The organism is Citrobacter sp. MGH 55 (assembly GCF_016906145.1).
Classification (GTDB): domain Bacteria; phylum Pseudomonadota; class Gammaproteobacteria; order Enterobacterales; family Enterobacteriaceae; genus Citrobacter_A; species Citrobacter_A amalonaticus.
Genome location: NZ_CP070239.1, coordinates 457379 through 477702, shown reverse-complemented (window position 1 = coordinate 477702; position 20324 = coordinate 457379). Strand labels below are relative to the sequence as shown.

The window sequence follows — 20324 nt, the reverse complement described above, 5'->3', positions numbered from 1 at the left end:
TAAGGCGAAGCCGCCACCCGGCATTCTCAATTACTCGACAAAAATATGCGGGTAGAAGCGGGACAGATCCTGAGTGATCAGCGCTCTGTCTTCGCGAATACCGATCCCGGCAGCCTGATCGTTGATCAACCAGCTACCGATCAACATATAACTGTCGCCAAATTTCGGCAGTTGATGAAACTGCTGTACGATCATGCCTTCTTCACCGTACGGTCCTTCCACTGCTTCGATCGTTTTACCGTTCTCGATAATGGAGACGTTTGCGCCTTCACGCGAGAAGATCGGTTTCACGACGAATTTTTCCATCTGCGGATAATCGTCTTCGGCGAAATAAGCGGGAAGCAGGTTCGGATGGTTCGGGAACATTTCCCACAGCAGCGGCAACAGCGCCTTGTTGGAGATAATGCTTTTCCAGGCCGGCTCCAGCCAGCGCACGCCAGCGTCTTCCAGCTTAGTGGAAAACATCTCGCGCAGCATAAACTCCCACGGATAGAGTTTGAACAGGTTGGCAATCACCTGGTCCTGTAAATCCGTGAACTGACCTTTTTCACCCAGCCCAATATCTTCGATATAGAGGAATTCAGTGGCGATCTCCGCTTCCGCTGCACAATCCTGCAGATACTGAATGGTGCCGCGATCTTCAACCGTATCACGACAGCAGGTCAGATGCAGAAGCTGGAAGCCGTACTGCTCGCGCAGCTCGGCGAAGCGCTCGATGAGCTTTTCCTGCAGGCTGTTAAACTGGTCGCTGCCTTCCGGCAGATTGCCCGCATTGATCTGATCTTCAAGCCAGATCCACTGGAAAAACGCCGCTTCGTACAGCGAGGTCGGAGTATCGGCGTTGTTCTCCAGCAGCTTCGGTTCGCCGGTGCCATCCCACGCCAGATCAAGACGCGAGTAGAGCGACGGCTGGTTTGTCTGCCAGGACTGACGAACAAAGCCCCAGGTGTGCTTAGGAATACGGAATTTGGTCATCAGTTCGTCGCTGGCGATCACTTTCTCGACCACTTTGAGACACATCTGGTGCAGCTCAGCGGTCACATCTTCCAGCTTTTCCACCTGGGCCAGCGTGAGTTTGTAATAGGCGTCTTCACACCAGTACGGTTCGCCGTACATGGTGTGAAAATTAAAACCGTATTCCGTGGCTTTATCGCGCCAGTCCGGGCGTTCGGTAATACTGACTCTTTCCATGCGTATCAGCCACCCATTGAACGCGTAGACGTGCCGCTTGCGCTACGCTGCATGGCGCTCTGTTTGGCTACAGATTCACCGAAGCCGCCGCGCGTTACGGTAGAGGTGGTTGCCGGTTTCGGCGCCATGGCGGTTTTAGGAACCGTCATCGTACGACCAGGCTGTGCGGCGCCGTAGTTTTTACCACCCGCATCGGTGTATTTACCGTAAGCCGGGCTGGCCGGGTTTTTCGAGCTGAACAGCGGTTGCTGCGCAAAGCCCGCGCCGCCGCCCATCATGCGGCCCATCATATAGCCCGCCATCAGAGGCATCCAGAAACTGCCGCTGGACTGCTGTGCCTGTGCTTCTGGCGCCATGCCTGCCTGAGCAGGGGCTTGCTGACACTGGCCTTCACCGAACTCAGCGATACAATCTTCGCGAGTGGCATATTTTGGCGCGGTACGTTCCGCTTCTTTCAGCGCATTGTTGTATGTGGTGGTACATTCCGCACTTTTACCTGGATTGGCTGCCGAGCAGTCATCCGCATTCTGATACAGCGATACGGTTTCATCGCTTTTCTCACAGCCCGCCAGCATAAACACAGCGGTAACGGCTAACGCCACAGGCGTCAGATGGCGTGCGCTCCAGCTTTTGCGGAACGAGGCGTGATGGATGGATTTTGTCCGTTTCATTTTCGTCTTTCCTGGACCCAGTGGTTATTACTGCTCAGGATAGAGGATGAGTGGTTGAAAATGAAGCGAGAAGAGGCAGGAATGCGGAACAATGGCGGGATCTTTACGTTGCCTTACGTTCAGACGGGGCCGCAGCCCCGTCATCGCGTTTAATTACGGAACGGATTTTTACCGTTGCTGCTGGAAGAACGTACCGACGCCGGTTGCGTGGCGGGCGCTGTCGCGTTGGCGGCATAGCCGTCAGCGTTCGCGTCCATCTGCGGGGTTTCCGGCGCGACGTGTTCCGGCGAGGTGGAGATCGGTTTGCCCAACGTGTTGTTCAGCGCCACCAGATCCTGCTCGTTCAACGTACCCAGCGCTGACTTGATATTCAGCTGGTTGATCAGGTAGTTATAACGCGCATTCGCCAGTTGCTGCTTGGCGTTGTACAGCGTGGTGGTCGCATCCAATACATCAACGATAGTACGTGTACCCACGGAGTAGCCCGCTTCCATCGCATCTAATGAGCTCTGGGCGGAAACCACCGCTTGTTTGTACGCGTTAATGCTGCTGATTGACGCATTGATATTGTTGAAGGAAGAACGTACGGTCTGCACTACGCTACGGTGGGCACTTTCCAGTTGCTCACTGGCGCCAACAAAGTTGTATTGCGCCTGTTTCACCTGCGAGTTCACCATCCCGCCCTGATAAATCGGCAGCGAGAAGCTCAGGCCGACTTTGTTCTGGCCCATGTTGCTGTCGTCATACTGGGAGCCTACCGCGCTGCCGCGGGTTTTCGAACCACTGTAGGAGGTATCAGATACGCCGGTAGAGGCAGTTAAGTCCAGCGTTGGCAGGTGACCATCCTGCGCCTGGCGAATCTGCTCACGTGCCAGATCCTGGCTCAGACGCGCCTGCAACAACGTCAGGTTGCGGTTTTCGGCTTCTTTCAGCAGGGCGTTCACCGCCTGCGGCTTGTCGGTTTTGAAGCTGTCAACGTTCAGCGATGCCAGCTCCGGGTAGTAGTTGCCGGTAACCTGACGCAGTTCTTCAACCGCATTGTCGAGATCGTTACGGGCGGTCACTTCGTTGGCCAGCACGGTATCGTATTGCGAACGGGCGTTTTGCACGTCAGTGATGGCCACCAGACCCACGTTGAAACGCTGGGTGGTTTGATCCAACTGACGATAAATCGCCTCTTTCTGCGCCTGGGTGTAAGAGAGAACGTCAATGGCGTTCAGCACTTTAAAATAGGCGCTCGCGGTGTTGAGGATCAGCGTCTGCTGGTCCGTCTGGAAAGTCACGTCCTGAATACCCGCCGATTTTTCCTGCAGGGTCAGCGCACGCCATTTCGACATATCGAAAAGGGTCTGCGTTAATTGCAGGGACGCGCTGGTGGCATTTGAGTTCACGCCGTTAGCATCACGGTAGCCGTTGCTGTAGGTGTAATCGGCACCTAAGCCCAGTTGAGGCAGTAAAGGACTACGTGCTTCGTTGATTTTTTCGAATGCAGCATCGCGATCGGCGGCGGATTTACGCAATTCCGGGTTGCTCAGGCGTGCTTGCTGATAAACTTGCATCAGGTTCTCTGCCTGGCTCAGTGTGCTGAACCCCGACAGGCTCAGGCCGATAAGGATGGGGAGCAATTTCTTCATTTGCATTCCTTGTTGTGAAGCAGTATTTAGCGCTGATCAAATTTTAAAAATAATTGCTGATTCTAGCAGAATCCGCCACCGCAAAAAGTTGGCGTTCTGTGCCATCAGGCGTTAATTTGCACCAATTTACCACAAGGTCGATGAAACGGCAGTCAAACGCCCTTGAAATTCACATTTAAATCACTATTGGTACAGGACGGCACAATGCGCAAATCAGGCAACTCGCCAGTAACTTTCGCCAAAAACGATGTAGAAATTATTGCACGAGAAACGCTATATCGCGGTTTTTTTTCGCTGGATCTTTATCGCTTTCGCCACCGTTTGTTCAACGGTGAAATGAGCCAGGAAGTGCGTAGAGAAATTTTAGAGCGCGGCCATGCGGCAGTCTTGCTACCCTTTGACCCTGAGCGGGATGAAGTGGTGTTAGTCGAGCAGGTGCGCATCGCGGCCTATGACACCAGTGAAACGCCGTGGCTACTGGAAATGGTGGCCGGGATGATCGAAGAGGGTGAAAGCGTTGAGGATGTGGCCCGCCGTGAAGCGATGGAAGAGGCCGGCATTGAGGTAAAACGGACGAAACCGGTGCTCAGTTTTCTGGCAAGCCCTGGCGGCACCAGTGAGCGCTCGTCAATTATGGTGGGTGAAGTGGACGCCACGACCGCAAACGGGATTCACGGTCTGGCTGATGAAAACGAAGATATTCGGGTTCATGTGGTAAGCCGGGAGCAGGCTTACCGTTGGGTAGAAGAGGGGATAATTGATAACGCGGCTTCGGTCATCGCCCTGCAATGGCTGCAACTGCACTATAAAGAGCTAATAAACGAGTGGAAAAAATGAAGCGCTATACACCTGACTTCCCTGAAATGATGCGTCTTTGCGAAACGAACTTTTCGCAACTGCGACGTCTGCTGCCGCGTAATGATGCGCCTGGCGAAACGGTGAGTTACCAGGTGGGCAACGCACAATATCGGATTACGATCGTTGAATCGACCCGATACACCACGCTGGTGACCATCGAGCAGACGGCGCCGACCATCACCTACTGGAGCCTGCCGTCACTGACTGTACGGCTCTACCATGACGCAATGGTCGCCGAAGTGTGTTCAAGTCAGCAGATCTTTCGCTTCAAAGCACGGTATGATTACCCAAATAAAAAGTTGCATCAACGCGACGAAAAGCATCAAATTAATCAGTTTCTGGCCGATTGGCTGCGATACTGCTTAGCACATGGAGCGATGGCGATTCCGGTTTACTAGCGTCGTGAAACCTAAGGACACCATTTGGAAAGCCTGTTAAACCTTTCTCTGGCTGGTGAGGCCAGGGTCAGGATCTTACAAATTACTGATACTCACCTGTTTGCCGAAAAGCACGAAACGCTATTGGGCGTAAACACCTGGGAAAGCTACCAGGCCGTGTTGGATGCCATTCATGCCGAGGGGCAGGAATACGATCTGATCGTGGCGACAGGTGATTTAGCTCAGGATCAAACCGCTGCGGCTTATCAGCATTTTGCTGAAGGCATCGCAAGCTTTCGTGCGCCTTGCGTTTGGTTGCCCGGTAATCATGACTTCCAGCCTGCGATGTATAGCGCATTACAAGAGGCGGGGATCTCCCCTGCAAAATGCGTCATGGTTGGCGAGCAGTGGCAAATTCTGCTGCTGGACAGTCAGGTCTTCGGCGTACCTCACGGTGAACTGAGCGAATTTCAGCTCGAGTGGCTGGAGCGTAAACTTGCTGCGGCCCCTGAGCGTCACACTCTGCTGCTTCTGCATCATCACCCCATGCCTGCGGGATGCAGTTGGCTGGATCAACACAGCCTGCGTAACGCGGCGGAACTGGACAACGTGCTGGTGAATTATCCGCGCGTGAAATATCTGCTTTGCGGGCATATTCATCAGGAACTGGATCTCGACTGGAATGGCCGCCGTCTGCTGGCGACGCCCTCCACCTGCGTTCAGTTCAAACCCCATTGTGCGAACTTTACCCTTGATAGCATCGGCCCTGGCTGGCGTACGCTGGAGCTGTTTGCCGACGGTACGTTGAAAACAGACGTCTGTCGTTTGCAAGGGACTGAGTTCCGACCTGATACCGCTTCTGAAGGCTACTGATGTCTACGCTTCTTTACCTGCACGGCTTCAATAGCTCGCCCCGTTCGGCGAAGGCCTGTCTGCTGAAAGACTGGCTGCGCGAACACTATCCTCATGTCGAGATGGTTGTGCCGCAGCTGCCGCCGTATCCGGCCGATGCCGCAGAGATGCTGGAGTCTATCGTACTGGAGCATGGCGGCGAGGCGCTGGGCGTGGTGGGATCATCATTAGGCGGTTATTACGCCACCTGGCTGTCACAGTGCTTTATGCTGCCCGCGGTTGTCGTCAACCCGGCTGTCCGGCCATTTGAACTGTTGACTGACTACCTCGGTCAGAACGAGAACCCCTACACGGGGCAGCAATATGTGCTAGAGTCACGCCATATTTACGATCTTAAAGTCATGCAGATCGACCCGCTGGAAGCGTCGGATTTAATCTGGCTGCTGCAACAGACGGGAGATGAAGTGCTGGACTACCGCCAGGCAGTGGCGTATTACGCCTCATGCCGCCAGACTGTTATTGAAGGTGGAAACCATGCATTCACGGGCTTCGAAGATTATTTCAACCCGATTGTCGATTTCCTTGGACTGCACAGTTGCTGACAATCATTTCGAATTGCTATTAAAACCATGACGCAAACTTATAACGCTGATGCCATTGAGGTACTCACTGGGCTTGAGCCGGTACGCCGTCGCCCAGGGATGTATACCGATACGACCCGCCCTAACCATCTTGGGCAGGAAGTAATTGATAACAGTGTCGATGAAGCACTGGCGGGCCACGCGAAACGCGTGGATGTGATTTTACATGCCGATCAATCTCTGGAAGTTATCGACGACGGTCGCGGCATGCCCGTGGACATTCACCCGGAAGAGGGTGTTCCGGCGGTTGAACTGATCCTCTGTCGGCTGCACGCGGGCGGCAAGTTCTCGAACAAGAACTATCAGTTCTCCGGCGGCTTGCACGGCGTAGGGATCTCCGTGGTCAACGCCCTGTCGAAGCGCGTGGAAGTGAACGTGCGTCGTGATGGTCAGGTGTATAACATTGCGTTTGAGAACGGCGACAAGGTTCAGGATTTGCAGGTTGTTGGCACCTGCGGCAAGCGCAATACCGGCACCAGCGTCCATTTCTGGCCTGACGAAACCTTTTTCGACAGCCCGCGTTTTTCTGTCTCGCGCTTAACGCACGTGCTGAAAGCCAAAGCCGTGCTGTGCCCTGGCGTTGAAATCACCTTTAAAGATGAAGTTAATAACAGCGAACAGCGCTGGTGCTATCAGGATGGCCTGAACGATTATCTGCGCGAAGCGGTAAACGGCCTGCCGACGCTGCCGGAAAAACCGTTCATCGGCAATTTTTCCGGTGACACGGAAACGGTCGACTGGGCGCTGCTGTGGTTGCCGGAAGGCGGCGAACTGCTGACCGAAAGCTACGTGAACCTGATCCCGACCATGCAGGGCGGGACGCACGTCAATGGTCTGCGTCAGGGGCTGCTCGACGCGATGCGTGAGTTCTGCGAATACCGCAACATTCTGCCGCGCGGCGTGAAGCTCTCAGCGGAAGATATCTGGGATCGCTGCGCCTACGTGCTGTCGGTGAAAATGCAGGATCCACAGTTTGCCGGACAGACCAAAGAACGTTTGTCGTCGCGTCAGTGTGCAGCGTTCGTCTCTGGTGTGGTGAAAGATGCCTTCAGCCTGTGGCTGAACCAGAACGTCCAGTCAGCCGAGCAGTTAGCGGAGATGGTGATCTCCAGCGCTCAGCGCCGACTGCGCGCGGCGAAAAAAGTGGTGCGTAAAAAGCTGACCAGCGGTCCGGCGCTGCCGGGAAAACTGGCGGACTGTACCGCGCAGGATCTGAATCGTACCGAACTGTTCCTGGTGGAAGGGGACTCGGCGGGCGGCTCCGCCAAGCAGGCGCGCGATCGTGAATATCAGGCGATCATGCCGCTGAAGGGTAAGATCCTGAACACCTGGGAAGTCTCTTCTGATGAAGTACTGGCCTCACAGGAAGTGCACGATATTTCTGTCGCGATCGGCATCGATCCGGACAGCGACGATCTGAGCCAGTTACGTTACGGTAAGATCTGTATCCTGGCGGATGCGGACTCCGATGGTCTGCACATCGCCACGCTACTGTGCGCGCTGTTTGTGAAGCATTTCCGCACGCTGGTGAAACACGGACACGTCTACGTCGCGCTACCGCCGTTGTACCGAATTGACCTCGGCAAAGAGGTTTATTACGCGCTGACGGAAGAAGAGAAAGCGGGCGTACTGGAACAGTTGAAGCGCAAGAAAGGCAAGCCAAACGTACAGCGCTTTAAAGGACTGGGTGAAATGAACCCGATGCAGTTGCGTGAAACCACGCTGGATCCCAACACGCGTCGTCTGGTCCAGCTCGTCATTGATGATGAGGACGATCAGCGCACTAACGCCATGATGGATATGCTGCTGGCGAAGAAACGCTCTGAAGATCGCCGTAACTGGTTGCAGGAAAAAGGCGACCTCGCAGATATCGACGGGTAATTATACGTTTCATTGTTAATAAAAAGGGTAAGCCATCATGGCTTACCCTTTTGCTTTCAGGATATCTGATTGATCTTGCCAGAGAGGTCTATTAGGCTCAATCGAGGCGAGAACGCGGATTGACGTTATGGCACTGACCGGGGATGGACGCCAAAAATACATAATAAGGAAACAGGATGAACAACACACATCTGTCTAAGAGCGTCGACGCCCTTAAACCCTCCGCTATCAGGGAATTACTCAAACATAGCAAAATGCCTGGCGTGATATCGCTGGGCGGCGGCATTCCCAGCCCGGAACTGTTTGATAATACAGGGCTGGAAATGGCCACGCGTAACATGATGGAAAACCAGTTTCTGGATGCGTTCCAGTACGGTCTGAGTGAAGGTTTTCCGCCTCTGCGGGAAGCGATCGCTCAGTTGTGTCAGAAACGAGGCATTCAGGCCGCGTCCGACGCCATTCTGGTGACCAATGGGTCTCAGCAGTCGCTGGATATTCTGGTGAGAACGCTGATCAATCCGGGCGACAAAGTGGTCGTCGAACGTCCGACCTATCTTGCCGCCTTGCAGGTGCTGCAACTGTCTCAGGCGGATATTCTGTCTGTTGGTACCGATAAAGACGGCATGATCGTAGACGATCTGGAAGTTTTGCTGCAGAACAACACGATCAAGTTTGTGTACATCGTGCCGACGTTCGGTAACCCCGGTGGCGTGGTTCTTAGTGATTCCCGTCGTCAGAAGTTGGTTCAACTGGCGAAACAGCATGACTTTGCCATCATCGAAGACGATCCCTACGGTGAAATCAATTTCACCAACGAGACCTATAAAACGCTGTTCCAGCATGCCCGAGAGAGCGGATGCCCTGAGCAGGTGATCTATACCTCGACTTTTTCCAAGATTCTGGCTCCAGGCCTGCGTGTGGGTTGGGTGGTACTGCCGGAATGGATCAGACAAAAAGCGACCATCGTTAAACAGGCGACCGATCTGCATACCAGCGCGCATTCGCAGGCAATGGCCGCCAGCTATTTGACGTTAGGTCGTCTGGACGATCAAATTCAGCTCATTCGTCAGGCGTACCGTGAGAAGTGCTATTTGCTGGCGGACGCGATTCGCAGCGAACTGGGCGAGCATATCTCATTCCATATGCCGCAGGGTGGGATGTTCCTGTGGGGGACGTTCCGTGATGATTTTGATACCACGGCATGGCTTTCCCGCACACTGCAGGAAAAAGTGGTATTCGTGCCGGGAGAGTTCTTCTTCTGTGATAAGCCGGACAAACGGACGCTACGGATGTCTTTTGCGACACCAACGGCGGATGAGCTTGAAGAAGCGGTACGGAGATTGAAAAAAGCGTTGCCCTGAGGTCGCTGTTGCCGGGTCTGACGCTGATGGCTGACCCGGCGCAACGCGGTATGTTTAAATACCGGATTCCAGAATACGAATATTCATCTCCAGCACATCGCCCTTAACGGCTTCGCTGTAGGCTTTCATATGCGGGGTTTGCAGGTGCGCTTCAAGATGCGCGATGCTTTCCCACTGCTCAATCATCACGATTGAATCAGGCGCCATGGTCTGAAAACTCACGTTTGCCGCATGATCTACCATCGGCGCGTAGCCGTGGCAGCCTTCTTCTTTCAGTACGGTTGGAACAATTTTCGCAAACTGATCGAGGACGGCCTGACGGTGATGTTGTCCCGGACGGGTGCGGATTTCAGCAATAACTGTAAGCATGGTTAACTCCTTCTAATTCCAGGTTACCAGTTAACCAAAAATCGCCTGCAGATGCTCGCGATATTCTGCAACAGAACGTGGTACATCCGGCATTTTAATGACGTCATTGGTAATAAAGGTCGGCAGCGCTTCCATTCCAAGGAATTGATTCGCCTTATGGAACGGCAGATAAACACCATCAACGCCCACGCCATGGAAAAACTGATCTTTATCGGTGAAGGCTTCCATCGGTGCGTTCCAGGTCAGAGAAAGCATGTATTTTTTCCCCTGAATCAGACCGCCGGAGCCGTATTTCTTCGAAGCATCTGAGCGGGTACGACCATCGCTGGCATACAGTGTGCCGTGGCCTTCGGTGAACACGTCATCAATGTATTTTTTCACGGTCCACGGCGCACCCATCCACCAGCCTGGCATTTGCCAGATAACCACGTCCGCCCAGACGAAGTTCTGCACTTCTTCTTTCACGTCGTAATCGCTGTCAGCGCGGACGATTTTGACGCTATGCCCGAGGTCGCGCAGCGTGCCGTCGGCGACTTCCGTCAGGGTGTCGTTCAATTGGCCGTTGGAGTGTGCGAATTTTTTCGCGCCGTTGATAATCAGGATGTTGCTCATTATTAATCCTCTGAAATGCGTTTGAGGCTAATTTTACGTCAACAGCCGGTAGGGTGAAATTAGCAAAATGTGCAAAGTCTTTTGCATCTGGCGCAATAATCGACGATTACCACTTCACTATCGCGATAAAACCCCCGTCTGGCGCATTGTCAAACGACACTGTCATTGTGTGCAGGGCGGCAATGCGACGGACAATCGACAGGCCCAGCCCGCTGCCGGTAACCTGCTGTCCGGGCGGACGATAAAAGCGTTCGCCAATGTGAGGCAGGACTTCTGCCGTGACGCCGGGGCCGTTGTCTCTGACCGTAAACTGCCGGGCGTCAAGCGTGACATCCACCTCGCTACCTTTGGGGCTGTAGCGGATGGCGTTATCCAGCAGATTGCGCACCAGCAAACTGAGCAGTAGCGGTTGCCCGGTGTGCGTCACATTATGAGCGTTGATCTGCAAACGCACATCAATCTGCGCCTGCTGCGCGGGTTGCCAGATGTCCATTACCGCAGACTGAAGCACTTCCTCAAGAGAGAGCGTGGCGACGTCCTGCAGGTTATCCAGCGAGTCGAGACGGGAAAGCGTCAGCAACTGGTCGACCAGACGCGTGGCACGATCGATGCCCGTATGGAGTTGCATCAGCGCTTTCTCGCGTGCCTGCGGATCATCATCAGAAAGCTGCGCCACCTCCGTCTGGACTTTTAGCGCCGTTAACGGACTACGCAGTTCGTGGGCGGCGTCTGAGGTAAAGCGCCGTTCGCGCACCATCATCTTATGGGTACGGGTAAAAAGCTGGTTGAGCGATTCGACCAGCGGGCGCACTTCACTCGGGACGCCGTGTGAGCTGAGCGGCTCGCTGGATTCCGGATCGCGCAGACGCAACGCCTGCGCCAGCTTTTTAAGCGGCATGAGCTCCCGATGCAGCAGCATAATCAACAGCAGCAGCATCAGCGGCAGGGCGATAAGCCAGGGAACCAGTTGCGCCGTCACAATCGCCAGCGCCATATCTTCACGGTATTCCCACTCCTGACCGACCACGATGCGGTACTTACCATCGGAGGAAGTCAGCCAGATAAAACGCCATTTATCGTCATCGCCATTTAACTTGCCGTCATCAAAGCCTTCCCGGCGGTAGCTATAGGGGATGTTCTGACCATTATCGCCGTCGTGCAGCACCATCTTACCGTCCGTGGTGTAGACGGCAAAGGTCAGCGCATCATCATCAACATGACCGTGCTTGAATTTCTTTGGCGTATGCGCCATCCGTTCGGTGGCGTGCAGTTCATTGATATCGAGCGTAACCAGGCGTTTGGCGAAGAGCATCAACTGGGTATCAAACAGTTCATCAACGTTATCCGTTGTTTTTTTCCAGGCGACAAAACTCGATGCCGCCCAGGTAATGGCTGACAGAATCAGAAAAATGAGGGTAAGCCTGACGCGCAGGCTGAGTCGTTGGGTCACGATGATACCTCGCCAAGCGTATAGCCGATGCCGTGAACGGTGCGAATGAAATCGCTGCCCAGCTTGCGTCGCAGATGGTGGACGTGCACTTCAACGGCATTGCTGGTGACCTCTTCGTCCCAGTTATACAGCTTCTCTTCAATGAGCTTGCGCGGCAGCACGCGACCTTTATTACGCATCAGCAATTCCAGAAGCGCGAACTCTTTTGGCTTGAGTATCAATGGCTCACCCGCCAGCGTCGCGACCCGATCGCCGGGACGTAAGCTCACTCGCCCATGGCGTAATTCACTGCTGGCCTGACCGCTGGCGCGACGCATCAGCGCCTCCAGTCTGGCGGCGACTTCTATCAGTGCAAAGGGTTTACACAGATAATCATCGGCCCCGAGTCGAAGCCCTTCGACGCGTTCGGCCAGCGCATCGCGTGCGGTGAGGATCAGCACCGGCTCGCGCTTTCCCTGTTCGCGCCAGTCGCGCAGAATATCGCGCCCGTCCATTCCCGGCAGCGTGAGATCGAGGATCACCGCGTCGTAAGGCGCGCTGTAGAGCGCTTCTTTTCCCTGACGACCTTCGGTAAACCAGTCGACGCTAAAGCCCATTTTACTCAGCCCGGTTTTAATGCCGTCACCAATCAACGCATCATCTTCAACCAGTAAAATTCGCATATTTTCATCCCTGCACCCGCTGTGATAAAGGCAAGTAAACCGCGATGTTGCACGTGATGTACAGCAAAAAAGAGACTTTTTTTGCCTTAAGAACTTGTTAAGGATTACCGTATTTAATGGATGTGAAATGACATCAAAGGGAGAAATGATCATGAAAAAACTGGCTGCAATTGTTGCCGTCATGGCGCTCTGCTCCGCACCGGTTCTGGCCGCGCAGCAGGGTGGTTTTTCTGGCCCGTCCGCGACGCAAACGCAGAGCGGCGGCTTCCAGGGGCCTAACGGTAGTAGCACGACGGTAGAAAGTGCGAAATCCTTGCGTGATGACACCTGGGTGACGCTGCGCGGCAACATCGTTGAACGTATTTCCGATGACCTCTATCTGTTTAAAGATGCGACAGGCACCATCAATGTCGATATCGACCACAAACGCTGGAATGGCGTGACGGTTACCCCGCAGGATACCGTTGAAATTCAGGGTGAAGTGGATAAAGACTGGAATTCTGTTGAAATTGACGTGAAGCAAATCAGTAAAGTCAGCAAATAATCCCTGTCAGGGCCGCGTTCGCGGCCCTTTTCTTTGTGACTCAACGCGTCAGATAAGGTAGTATCTGCGGCAATATTGCCCGAAAAGATACCGCGTATCTGGCGGGCTTACAGTTGAGGAATCACGATTAATGAGCGATATGGCAGAGCGCCTTGCGCTGCATGAATTCACGGAAAACGCCTATCTGAATTACTCCATGTACGTCATCATGGACAGGGCGTTGCCGTTTATTGGTGATGGTCTGAAACCCGTTCAGCGCCGCATCGTCTATGCGATGTCAGAGCTGGGGCTGAATGCCAGCGCCAAATTTAAAAAATCCGCCCGTACCGTCGGCGACGTGTTGGGTAAATACCACCCGCACGGAGACAGCGCCTGCTATGAGGCCATGGTGCTGATGGCGCAGCCGTTCTCTTACCGTTATCCGCTGGTTGATGGCCAGGGGAACTGGGGGGCGCCGGACGATCCGAAATCCTTCGCGGCGATGCGTTATACCGAATCCCGCCTGTCCAGATACGCCGAACTGCTGCTGAGTGAACTCGGCCAGGGAACCGCTGACTGGGTGCCAAACTTCGACGGAACAATGCAGGAGCCGAAAATGCTGCCTGCGCGTCTGCCGAACATCCTGCTTAACGGTACAACCGGTATCGCGGTCGGCATGGCGACCGATATTCCGCCGCACAACCTGCGTGAAGTGGCAAAAGCCGCGATCACCCTGATTGAGCAGCCGAAAACCACGCTGGACGAGCTGCTGGATATTGTCCACGGCCCGGACTACCCGACCGAAGCGGAAATCATTACCCCGCGCGCCGAGATTCGTAAAATTTATGAAAACGGGCGCGGCTCTGTGCGCATGCGCGCGGTGTGGAAGAAAGAAGACGGCGCGGTGGTAATTACAGCGCTGCCGCACCAGGTTTCCGGCGCGCGCGTGCTGGAGCAAATCGCCGCCCAGATGCGCAATAAAAAGCTGCCGATGGTAGACGATTTGCGCGATGAGTCAGACCACGAAAACCCGACCCGTCTGGTGGTGGTGCCGCGTTCCAATCGCGTGGACATGGAACAGGTGATGAACCACTTGTTTGCTACCACCGATCTGGAAAAGAGCTATCGCATTAACCTTAATATGATCGGTCTTGACGGGCGTCCGGCGGTGAAAAACCTGCTGGAGATCCTCACCGAATGGCTGGCGTTCCGTCGCGATACAGTGCGTCGTCGCCTGAACTATCGCCTCGAGAAAGTCCTCAAACGCCTGCATATCCTGGAAGGTTTGCTGGTGGCGTTTCTCAATATTGACGAAGTCATTGAGATCATCCGTACGGAAGATGAGCCGAAACCCGCGCTGATGTCGCGTTTTGGTATTACCGAAACGCAGGCCGAAGCGATCCTCGAACTGAAATTGCGTCATCTCGCCAAACTGGAAGAGATGAAGATTCGCGGTGAGCAGGATGAACTGGCGAAAGAACGCGATCAGCTACAGGCGATCCTCGCGTCTGAACGCAAAATGAATACCCTGCTGAAGAAAGAACTTCAGGCCGATGCCGACGCCTATGGTGACGATCGTCGTTCACCGCTTCGCGAGCGCGAAGAAGCGAAAGCAATGAGCGAACACGACATGCTGCCGTCTGAGCCTGTGACGATCGTGTTGTCGCAGATGGGCTGGGTGCGTAGCGCCAAAGGTCATGACATCGACGCACAGGGACTGAACTACAAAGCGGGCGACAGCTTTAAATCCGCTGTGAAAGGGAAGAGCAACCAGCCAGTGGTGTTTATCGATACCACCGGACGTAGTTACGCCATTGATCCGATCACGCTGCCGTCGGCGCGCGGTCAGGGCGAACCGTTGACCGGCAAACTGACGCTGCCGCCAGGCGCGACCGTTGAGCACATGCTGATGGAAGGCGATGAGCAGAAACTGCTGATGGCATCCGATGCGGGTTACGGTTTTGTCTGTACGTTCAACGATCTGGTGGCGCGCAACCGTGCCGGTAAGACACTCATCACGCTGCCGGAAAACGCCCGCGTGATGCCGCCGGTGGTGATTGAAGATGAAACGGATATGCTGCTGGCGATAACGACGGCCGGACGTATGCTGATGTTCCCGGTCAGCGATCTGCCGCAGTTGTCGAAAGGCAAAGGGAATAAGATCATCAACATTCCGTCTGCGGATGCGGCGCGTGGTGACGATGCGCTGGCGCTGCTGTATGTTCTGCCGCCGCAAAGTACGCTGACGATTCACGTCGGGAAACGCAAAATCAAGCTGCGCCCTGAGGAATTGCAGAAAGTGACCGGCGAGCGCGGCCGTCGCGGGACGTTGATGCGCGGTTTGCAACGCATCGATCGCATCGACATTGATTCGCCGCGTCGTGCCAGCAGTGGCGACAGCGAAGAGTAAAACGTTGTTAAACGCCTGAAGGCATAAGTAGGCCTGATAAGAGGCAACGCGCCGCCATCAGGCTGCACTATCGTGCCGGATGGCGGCGTTAATACCTTATCCGGCCTGCGGTTGTAACGATACCGCCAGGCCAGATGACAGTAAAATTTCCCGTAAAACCGTTGTTTATTCGTGAGTCGCGATTAACAATACAGTTTTCCAGAGAGCCACATTAACAATACCCTAACCTGATAGCAGGTGACGTAGAATCCCGGGCTCTTAGGCCTTCAGAGGTTGTTATGCTATTTATTTTTCGACTTATTATTACCGTTATCTATTCCATTCTGGTTTGTGTTTTCGGTTCTCTTTACTGCCTGCTCAGCCCGCGTAACCCAAAACACGTCGCGACCTTCGGGCATATGTTTGGTCGCCTGGCACCGTTGTTCGGCCTGAAGGTAGAGTGCCGTAAACCCGCGGATGCGGAAAGCTACGGCAACGCTATCTATATCGCTAACCATCAGAATAACTACGATATGGTGACCGCCGCGAATATCGTGCAGCCGCCCACCGTGACCGTCGGGAAGAAGAGCCTGCTGTGGATCCCGTTTTTTGGTCAGCTTTACTGGCTGACAGGGAACCTGCTGATCGACCGTAATAACCGCGCAAAAGCGCACGGCACGATTGCTGAAGTGGTGAATCATTTTAAAAAGCGTCGTATCTCCATCTGGATGTTTCCGGAAGGCACCCGCAGCCGGGGTCGTGGCCTGCTGCCGTTTAAAACCGGGGCGTTTCATGCCGCGATTGCGGCTGGCGTCCCGATTATTCCGGTGTGCGTTTCCAATACCTCGAATAAAATTAATCTGAATCGCCTGAAGAATGGTCTGGTGATTGTGGAGATGCTGCCGCCGGTGGATATCAGTCAGTATGGTAAAGATCAGGTTCGTGAACTGGCCGCGCACTGCCGCTCGTTGATGGAACAAAAGATCGCTGAACTGGATAAAGAAGTCGCCGAGCGCGAAGCCGCCGGAAAAGTGTGATTCAGCGATAAATGCTTACTCATTCGTGCTGCAAGCCAACGCGCATGCAGCCTGGAGTATGACGAGTTTTTGCAGGAAACGAGTTCCTGCCCGTAATTTAGCCAGTTTTACATGGAGCTTATATGTCACTCAGTCGGCGTCAGTTCATTCAGGCATCGGGGATCGCGCTGTGCGCAGGTGCCGTTCCGCTGAGGGCCCATGCTGCCGGTCAGCAACAGCCGCTGCCCGTTCCGCCGCTACTGGAGTCCCGCCGGGGCCAGCCGCTGTTTATGACACTGCAGCGTTCGCACTGGTCCTTTACCCAGGGCACGCGAGCGCCGGTCTGGGGGATTAACGGGCGTTATCTCGGGCCGACGATCCGCGTCTGGAAAGGGGATGACGTTAAGCTGATCTACAGTAACCGTCTGGCAGAAAACGTCTCGATGACTATCGCCGGTCTCCAGGTGCCGGGTCCGCTGATGGGCGGTCCGGCGCGCATGATGTCGCCAAACGCGGACTGGGCGCCGGTACTGCCCATCCGTCAGAACGCCGCCACGCTGTGGTACCACGCCAATACGCCGAACCGTACCGCACAGCAGGTTTATAATGGCCTGGCTGGGATGTGGCTGGTTGAAGATGAGGTCAGTAAATCGCTGCCGATCCCCAACCATTACGGTGTCGATGACTTCCCGATTATTATTCAGGACAAGCGGCTGGATAACTTCGGCACGCCGGAATACAGCGAGCCTGGCAGCGGCGGTTTTGTCGGCGATACGCTGTTGGTCAACGGCGTCCAAAGCCCTTACGTGGAAGTGTCCCGCGGCTGGGTGCGTCTGCGTTTGCTGAACGCCTCTAACTCCCGTCGTTATCAGTTGCAGATGAGCGACGGTCGCGCGCTGCATGTTATCTCCGGCGACCAGGGCTTTTTGCCGGCACCGGTGTCGGTAAAACAGTTGTCGCTGGCACCCGGCGAGCGCCGCGAAATTCTGGTTGATATGACCAATGGCGATGAAGTGTCGATTACCTGTGGTGAGGCAGCGAGCATTGTCGACCGGATCCGGGGGTTCTTTGAACCGTCGAGCATTCTGGTGTCCACGCTGGTGTTAACGCTGCGCCCAACCGGTCTGTTGCCACTGGTGACCGACAGCCTGCCGATGCGTCTGCTGCCGACCGAGATCATGAGCGGTACGCCAATTCGCAGTCGCGACATCAGTCTGGGCGACGATCCAGGCATCAACGGCCAGTTATGGGACGTCAACCGCATTGATATCACTGCGCAGCAGGGTTCCTGGGAGCGCTGGACGGTGCGGGCCGATATGCCGCAGTCATTCCACATTGAAGGGGTGTCGTTCCTCGTGCGTAACGTCAACGGCGCGATGCCATTCCCGGAAGATCGTGGCTGGAAAGATACCGTCTGGGTGGATGGGCAGGTAGAGCTGCTGGTTTACTATGGACAGCCGTCCTGGGCGCATTTCCCGTTTTACTTCCACAGCCAGACGCTGGAAATGGCGGACCGTGGTTCCATCGGTCAGATTCTGGTGAATCCGGCGGCGTAATCCTCCTCTCTCTCGCGACGATGCGAGAGAGATTATCCTTCGATTTCTCATTCGTTCCGGCATATAATCGCCGGCCTTTGATTATTTTTTTACCATTTTTGGAAGCACTATGAGCGCAATATCCCTGATCCAGCCAGACAGAGATCTCTTCTCCTGGCCTCAGTATTGGGCGGCCTGTTTTGGTCCCGCTCCTTTTTTGCCGATGTCACGCGACGAAATGGATCAACTTGGCTGGGATAGCTGCGACATTATTCTGGTAACCGGCGACGCCTATGTCGATCACCCGAGTTTTGGTATGGCGATTTGTGGTCGAATGCTGGAAGCACAGGGCTTCCGTGTCGGCATCATTGCGCAGCCGGACTGGAACAGCAAAGACGACTTTATGCGTCTGGGCAAACCGAACCTGTTCTTTGGCGTAACCGCTGGCAACATGGACTCTATGATCAACCGCTACACCGCCGATCGCCGCCTGCGCCATGACGATGCCTACACGCCGGATAACGTCGCGGGCAAGCGCCCGGACCGCGCCACGCTGGTCTATACCCAGCGCTGTAAAGAGGCGTGGAAAGATGTGCCGGTGATCCTCGGTGGTATTGAGGCGAGCCTGCGCCGTACCGCGCATTACGATTACTGGTCTGATACCGTGCGCCGTTCCGTGCTGGTGGATTCTAAAGCCGATATGCTGATGTTTGGCAACGGCGAGCGTCCGCTGGTGGAAGTGGCGCACCGACTGGCGATGGGTGAAACCATCGATCAGATCCGCGATGTGCGTAACACGGCGATTATGGTGAAAGAAGCGCTGCCTGGCTGGAGCGGCGTCGATTCCACGCGTCTGGATACGCCGGGGAAAATCGATCCGATCCCGCATCCGTATGGTGAAGATTTGCCGTGCGCCGACAACAAACCGGTTGCCCCGAAAAAGCAGGAAGCGAAAGCCATTACCGTGCAGCCCGCGCGTCCGAAACCGTGGGAAAAAACCTACGTTCTGCTGCCGTCCTTTGAAAAAGTGAAGGGCGACAAAGTGCTGTATGCGCACGCTTCGCGGATCCTGCACCATGAAACCAACCCAGGCTGTGCGCGTGCGCTGATGCAAAAGCATGGCGATCGCTACATCTGGATCAACCCGCCGGCGATCCCACTCTCTACTGAAGAGATGGACAGCGTTTTTGCCCTACCGTATAAGCGCGTGCCACACCCGGCATACGGTAACAGCCGCATCCCGGCCTACGAGATGATCCGTTTCTCGATCAACATCATGCGCGGCTGTTTCGGTGGTTGCTCGTTCTGTTCGATCACCGAACACGAAGGACGCATTATTCAGAGCCGTTCTGAAGATTCAATCATCAATGAGATTGAAGCGATCCGCGATACCGTGCCGGGTTTTACCGGCGTGATCTCCGATCTCGGCGGACCGACGGCCAACATGTATATGCTGCGCTGTAAGTCACCGCGCGCAGAACAGACCTGTCGTCGTCTGTCGTGTGTTTATCCGGATATCTGTCCGCATATGGATACCAACCACGAGCCGACGATTAACCTCTATCGCCGTGCGCGCGATCTGAAAGGCATCAAGAAGATCCTGATCGCCTCCGGCGTGCGTTACGACATCGCAGTGGAAGATCCGCGCTATATCAAAGAGCTGGCGAGCCACCACGTCGGCGGTTATCTGAAGATTGCGCCGGAACATACCGAAGAAGGGCCGTTGTCGAAGATGATGAAGCCGGGTATGGGCAGCTATGACCGCTTCAAACAACTGTTCGATCTCTACTCGAAGCAGGCCGGGAAAGAGCAGTATCTGATCCCGTACTTCATCTCCGCGCATCCGGGAACGCGTGACGAGGATATGGTGAATCTGGCGCTGTGGTTGAAGAAACATCGCTTCCGTCTCGATCAGGTGCAGAACTTCTATCCGTCGCCGCTGGCCAACTCGACCACCATGTATTACACCGGCAAAAACCCGCTGGGTAAGATTGGCTATAAGAGTGAAGATGTGGTGGTGCCGAAGGGAGATAAGCAGCGTCGTCTGCATAAAGCGCTGCTGCGTTACCACGATCCGGCTAACTGGCCGATGATCCGTCAGGCGCTGGAAGAGATGGGTAAAAAGCATCTGATTGGCGGACGCCGTGAGTGCCTGGTACCGGCGCCAACGCTGGAAGAGATGCGCGAAGCGCGCCGTCAGAACCGTAACACCCGTCCGGCGCTGACCAAACACACGCCGGTGGCGCATCAGCGTCAGACGCCAGCCGCCAATAAAAAGCGGGGTAAAGTGGCCGGGCGATAA

The 20324-nt window shown here is 54.9% G+C and carries 18 protein-coding genes; 11 read left to right on the top strand and 7 right to left on the bottom strand.

The genetic code is table 11. The features are described from left to right. Positions 1-30: 30 nt before the first annotated feature. The 3 genes from JTI98_RS01690 to tolC all read right to left on the bottom strand — a co-directional run bounded on the left by JTI98_RS01690 (position 31) and on the right by tolC (position 3496). Positions 31-1191 carry a glutathionylspermidine synthase family protein gene (locus JTI98_RS01690; protein ID WP_216081855.1) on the bottom strand — a complete coding sequence of 387 codons (1161 nt, stop codon included), beginning with the start codon at positions 1189-1191 and terminating at the stop codon, positions 31-33. A gap of 5 nt (positions 1192-1196) precedes the next feature. After that, entirely contained in the window at positions 1197-1862 is a 666-nt protein-coding gene (locus tag JTI98_RS01685) for a DUF1190 family protein (protein ID WP_042998172.1), read from the bottom strand. A 149-nt stretch (positions 1863-2011) separates the two neighbouring features. Beyond that, positions 2012-3496, bottom strand: coding sequence for an outer membrane channel protein TolC (gene tolC / locus JTI98_RS01680; RefSeq protein WP_042998171.1), 1485 nt, complete (start codon positions 3494-3496; stop codon positions 2012-2014). A gap of 204 nt (positions 3497-3700) precedes the next feature. Here tolC and nudF point away from each other — a divergent pair, with 204 nt between their 5' ends. The 6 genes from nudF (at position 3701) to JTI98_RS01650 (ending at position 9466) form a co-directional block, all read left to right on the top strand. Then, a complete protein-coding gene (gene nudF, locus JTI98_RS01675; protein ID WP_216081854.1) occupies positions 3701-4333 on the top strand; it encodes an ADP-ribose diphosphatase in 633 nt (210 codons plus the stop codon). After that, positions 4330-4752 carry a DUF1249 family protein gene (locus JTI98_RS01670; RefSeq protein WP_042998169.1) on the top strand — a complete coding sequence of 141 codons (423 nt, stop codon included), beginning with the start codon at positions 4330-4332 and terminating at the stop codon, positions 4750-4752. Before nudF ends, JTI98_RS01670 begins: the two co-directional genes overlap by 4 nt. 24 nt (positions 4753-4776) lie before the next feature. Next, positions 4777-5604, top strand: a complete 828-nt coding sequence (gene cpdA / locus JTI98_RS01665) for a 3',5'-cyclic-AMP phosphodiesterase (RefSeq protein WP_042998168.1) — start codon at positions 4777-4779, stop codon at positions 5602-5604. Further along, the gene (gene yqiA / locus JTI98_RS01660) at positions 5604-6185 is read left to right on the top strand and encodes an esterase YqiA (protein ID WP_044327036.1); all 582 of its coding nucleotides are present in this window, start codon (positions 5604-5606) and stop codon (positions 6183-6185) included. Before cpdA ends, yqiA begins: the two co-directional genes overlap by 1 nt. A 27-nt stretch (positions 6186-6212) precedes the next feature. Beyond that, positions 6213-8105, top strand: a complete 1893-nt coding sequence (parE, locus tag JTI98_RS01655) for a DNA topoisomerase IV subunit B (RefSeq protein ID WP_042998166.1) — start codon at positions 6213-6215, stop codon at positions 8103-8105. Between the two features lie 176 nt (positions 8106-8281). After that, positions 8282-9466 (top strand): PLP-dependent aminotransferase family protein, encoded by a 1185-nt coding sequence (locus JTI98_RS01650; protein ID WP_046401893.1) that lies wholly within the window; start codon positions 8282-8284, stop codon positions 9464-9466. Between the two features lie 54 nt (positions 9467-9520). Here the strand turns inward: JTI98_RS01650 and JTI98_RS01645 are convergent, their stop codons facing one another. From JTI98_RS01645 to qseB, 4 genes are all read right to left on the bottom strand, one after another. Continuing rightward, positions 9521-9835 carry a putative quinol monooxygenase gene (locus JTI98_RS01645; protein ID WP_042998164.1) on the bottom strand — a complete coding sequence of 105 codons (315 nt, stop codon included), beginning with the start codon at positions 9833-9835 and terminating at the stop codon, positions 9521-9523. Positions 9836-9865: 30 nt separating this feature from the next. Further along, a complete protein-coding gene (locus tag JTI98_RS01640) occupies positions 9866-10447 on the bottom strand; it encodes an NAD(P)H-dependent oxidoreductase (protein ID WP_044329019.1) in 582 nt (193 codons plus the stop codon). A gap of 106 nt (positions 10448-10553) precedes the next feature. Further along, the gene (gene qseC / locus JTI98_RS01635; RefSeq protein WP_046401892.1) at positions 10554-11903 is read right to left on the bottom strand and encodes a quorum sensing histidine kinase QseC; all 1350 of its coding nucleotides are present in this window, start codon (positions 11901-11903) and stop codon (positions 10554-10556) included. Continuing rightward, complete coding sequence (qseB, locus tag JTI98_RS01630) at positions 11894-12559, bottom strand: quorum sensing response regulator transcription factor QseB (protein ID WP_044265600.1); 666 nt, start codon at positions 12557-12559, stop codon at positions 11894-11896. Before qseB ends, qseC begins: the two co-directional genes overlap by 10 nt. A 151-nt stretch (positions 12560-12710) precedes the next feature. On the opposite strand from qseB, the gene JTI98_RS01625 reads away from it, so the two are divergent. The 5 genes from JTI98_RS01625 to JTI98_RS01605 all read left to right on the top strand — a co-directional run bounded on the left by JTI98_RS01625 (position 12711) and on the right by JTI98_RS01605 (position 20324). After that, the gene (locus JTI98_RS01625) at positions 12711-13103 is read left to right on the top strand and encodes a YgiW/YdeI family stress tolerance OB fold protein (protein ID WP_042324346.1); all 393 of its coding nucleotides are present in this window, start codon (positions 12711-12713) and stop codon (positions 13101-13103) included. Between the two features lie 130 nt (positions 13104-13233). After that, positions 13234-15492 carry a DNA topoisomerase IV subunit A gene (gene parC, locus JTI98_RS01620; protein WP_044265602.1) on the top strand — a complete coding sequence of 753 codons (2259 nt, stop codon included), beginning with the start codon at positions 13234-13236 and terminating at the stop codon, positions 15490-15492. A gap of 278 nt (positions 15493-15770) precedes the next feature. Then, positions 15771-16508: a 1-acylglycerol-3-phosphate O-acyltransferase gene (gene plsC / locus JTI98_RS01615; RefSeq protein ID WP_042998159.1), complete on the top strand. Its 738-nt coding sequence runs from the start codon at positions 15771-15773 to the stop codon at positions 16506-16508. 122 nt (positions 16509-16630) lie between these two features. Next, the gene (gene ftsP, locus JTI98_RS01610) at positions 16631-18043 is read left to right on the top strand and encodes a cell division protein FtsP (protein WP_042998158.1); all 1413 of its coding nucleotides are present in this window, start codon (positions 16631-16633) and stop codon (positions 18041-18043) included. Between the two features lie 109 nt (positions 18044-18152). After that, positions 18153-20324, top strand: a complete 2172-nt coding sequence (locus JTI98_RS01605) for a YgiQ family radical SAM protein (protein WP_216081853.1) — start codon at positions 18153-18155, stop codon at positions 20322-20324.

Bases quoted from the DNA above. Each gene is read 5' to 3' on its own strand.
- JTI98_RS01690 (WP_216081855.1), bottom strand. From the start codon at position 1,191: ATGGAAAGAGTCAGTATTACCGAACGCCCGGACTGGCGCGATAAAGCC.
- JTI98_RS01685 (WP_042998172.1), bottom strand. From the start codon at position 1,862: ATGAAACGGACAAAATCCATCCATCACGCCTCGTTCCGCAAAAGCTGG.
- tolC (WP_042998171.1), bottom strand. From the start codon at position 3,496: ATGAAGAAATTGCTCCCCATCCTTATCGGCCTGAGCCTGTCGGGGTTC.
- nudF (WP_216081854.1), top strand. From the start codon at position 3,701: ATGCGCAAATCAGGCAACTCGCCAGTAACTTTCGCCAAAAACGATGTA.
- JTI98_RS01670 (WP_042998169.1), top strand. From the start codon at position 4,330: ATGAAGCGCTATACACCTGACTTCCCTGAAATGATGCGTCTTTGCGAA.
- yqiA (WP_044327036.1), top strand. From the start codon at position 5,604: ATGTCTACGCTTCTTTACCTGCACGGCTTCAATAGCTCGCCCCGTTCG.
- parE (WP_042998166.1), top strand. From the start codon at position 6,213: ATGACGCAAACTTATAACGCTGATGCCATTGAGGTACTCACTGGGCTT.
- JTI98_RS01650 (WP_046401893.1), top strand. From the start codon at position 8,282: ATGAACAACACACATCTGTCTAAGAGCGTCGACGCCCTTAAACCCTCC.
- JTI98_RS01645 (WP_042998164.1), bottom strand. From the start codon at position 9,835: ATGCTTACAGTTATTGCTGAAATCCGCACCCGTCCGGGACAACATCAC.
- JTI98_RS01640 (WP_044329019.1), bottom strand. From the start codon at position 10,447: ATGAGCAACATCCTGATTATCAACGGCGCGAAAAAATTCGCACACTCC.
- qseB (WP_044265600.1), bottom strand. From the start codon at position 12,559: ATGCGAATTTTACTGGTTGAAGATGATGCGTTGATTGGTGACGGCATT.
- JTI98_RS01625 (WP_042324346.1), top strand. From the start codon at position 12,711: ATGAAAAAACTGGCTGCAATTGTTGCCGTCATGGCGCTCTGCTCCGCA.
- parC (WP_044265602.1), top strand. From the start codon at position 13,234: ATGAGCGATATGGCAGAGCGCCTTGCGCTGCATGAATTCACGGAAAAC.
- plsC (WP_042998159.1), top strand. From the start codon at position 15,771: ATGCTATTTATTTTTCGACTTATTATTACCGTTATCTATTCCATTCTG.
- ftsP (WP_042998158.1), top strand. From the start codon at position 16,631: ATGTCACTCAGTCGGCGTCAGTTCATTCAGGCATCGGGGATCGCGCTG.
- JTI98_RS01605 (WP_216081853.1), top strand. From the start codon at position 18,153: ATGAGCGCAATATCCCTGATCCAGCCAGACAGAGATCTCTTCTCCTGG.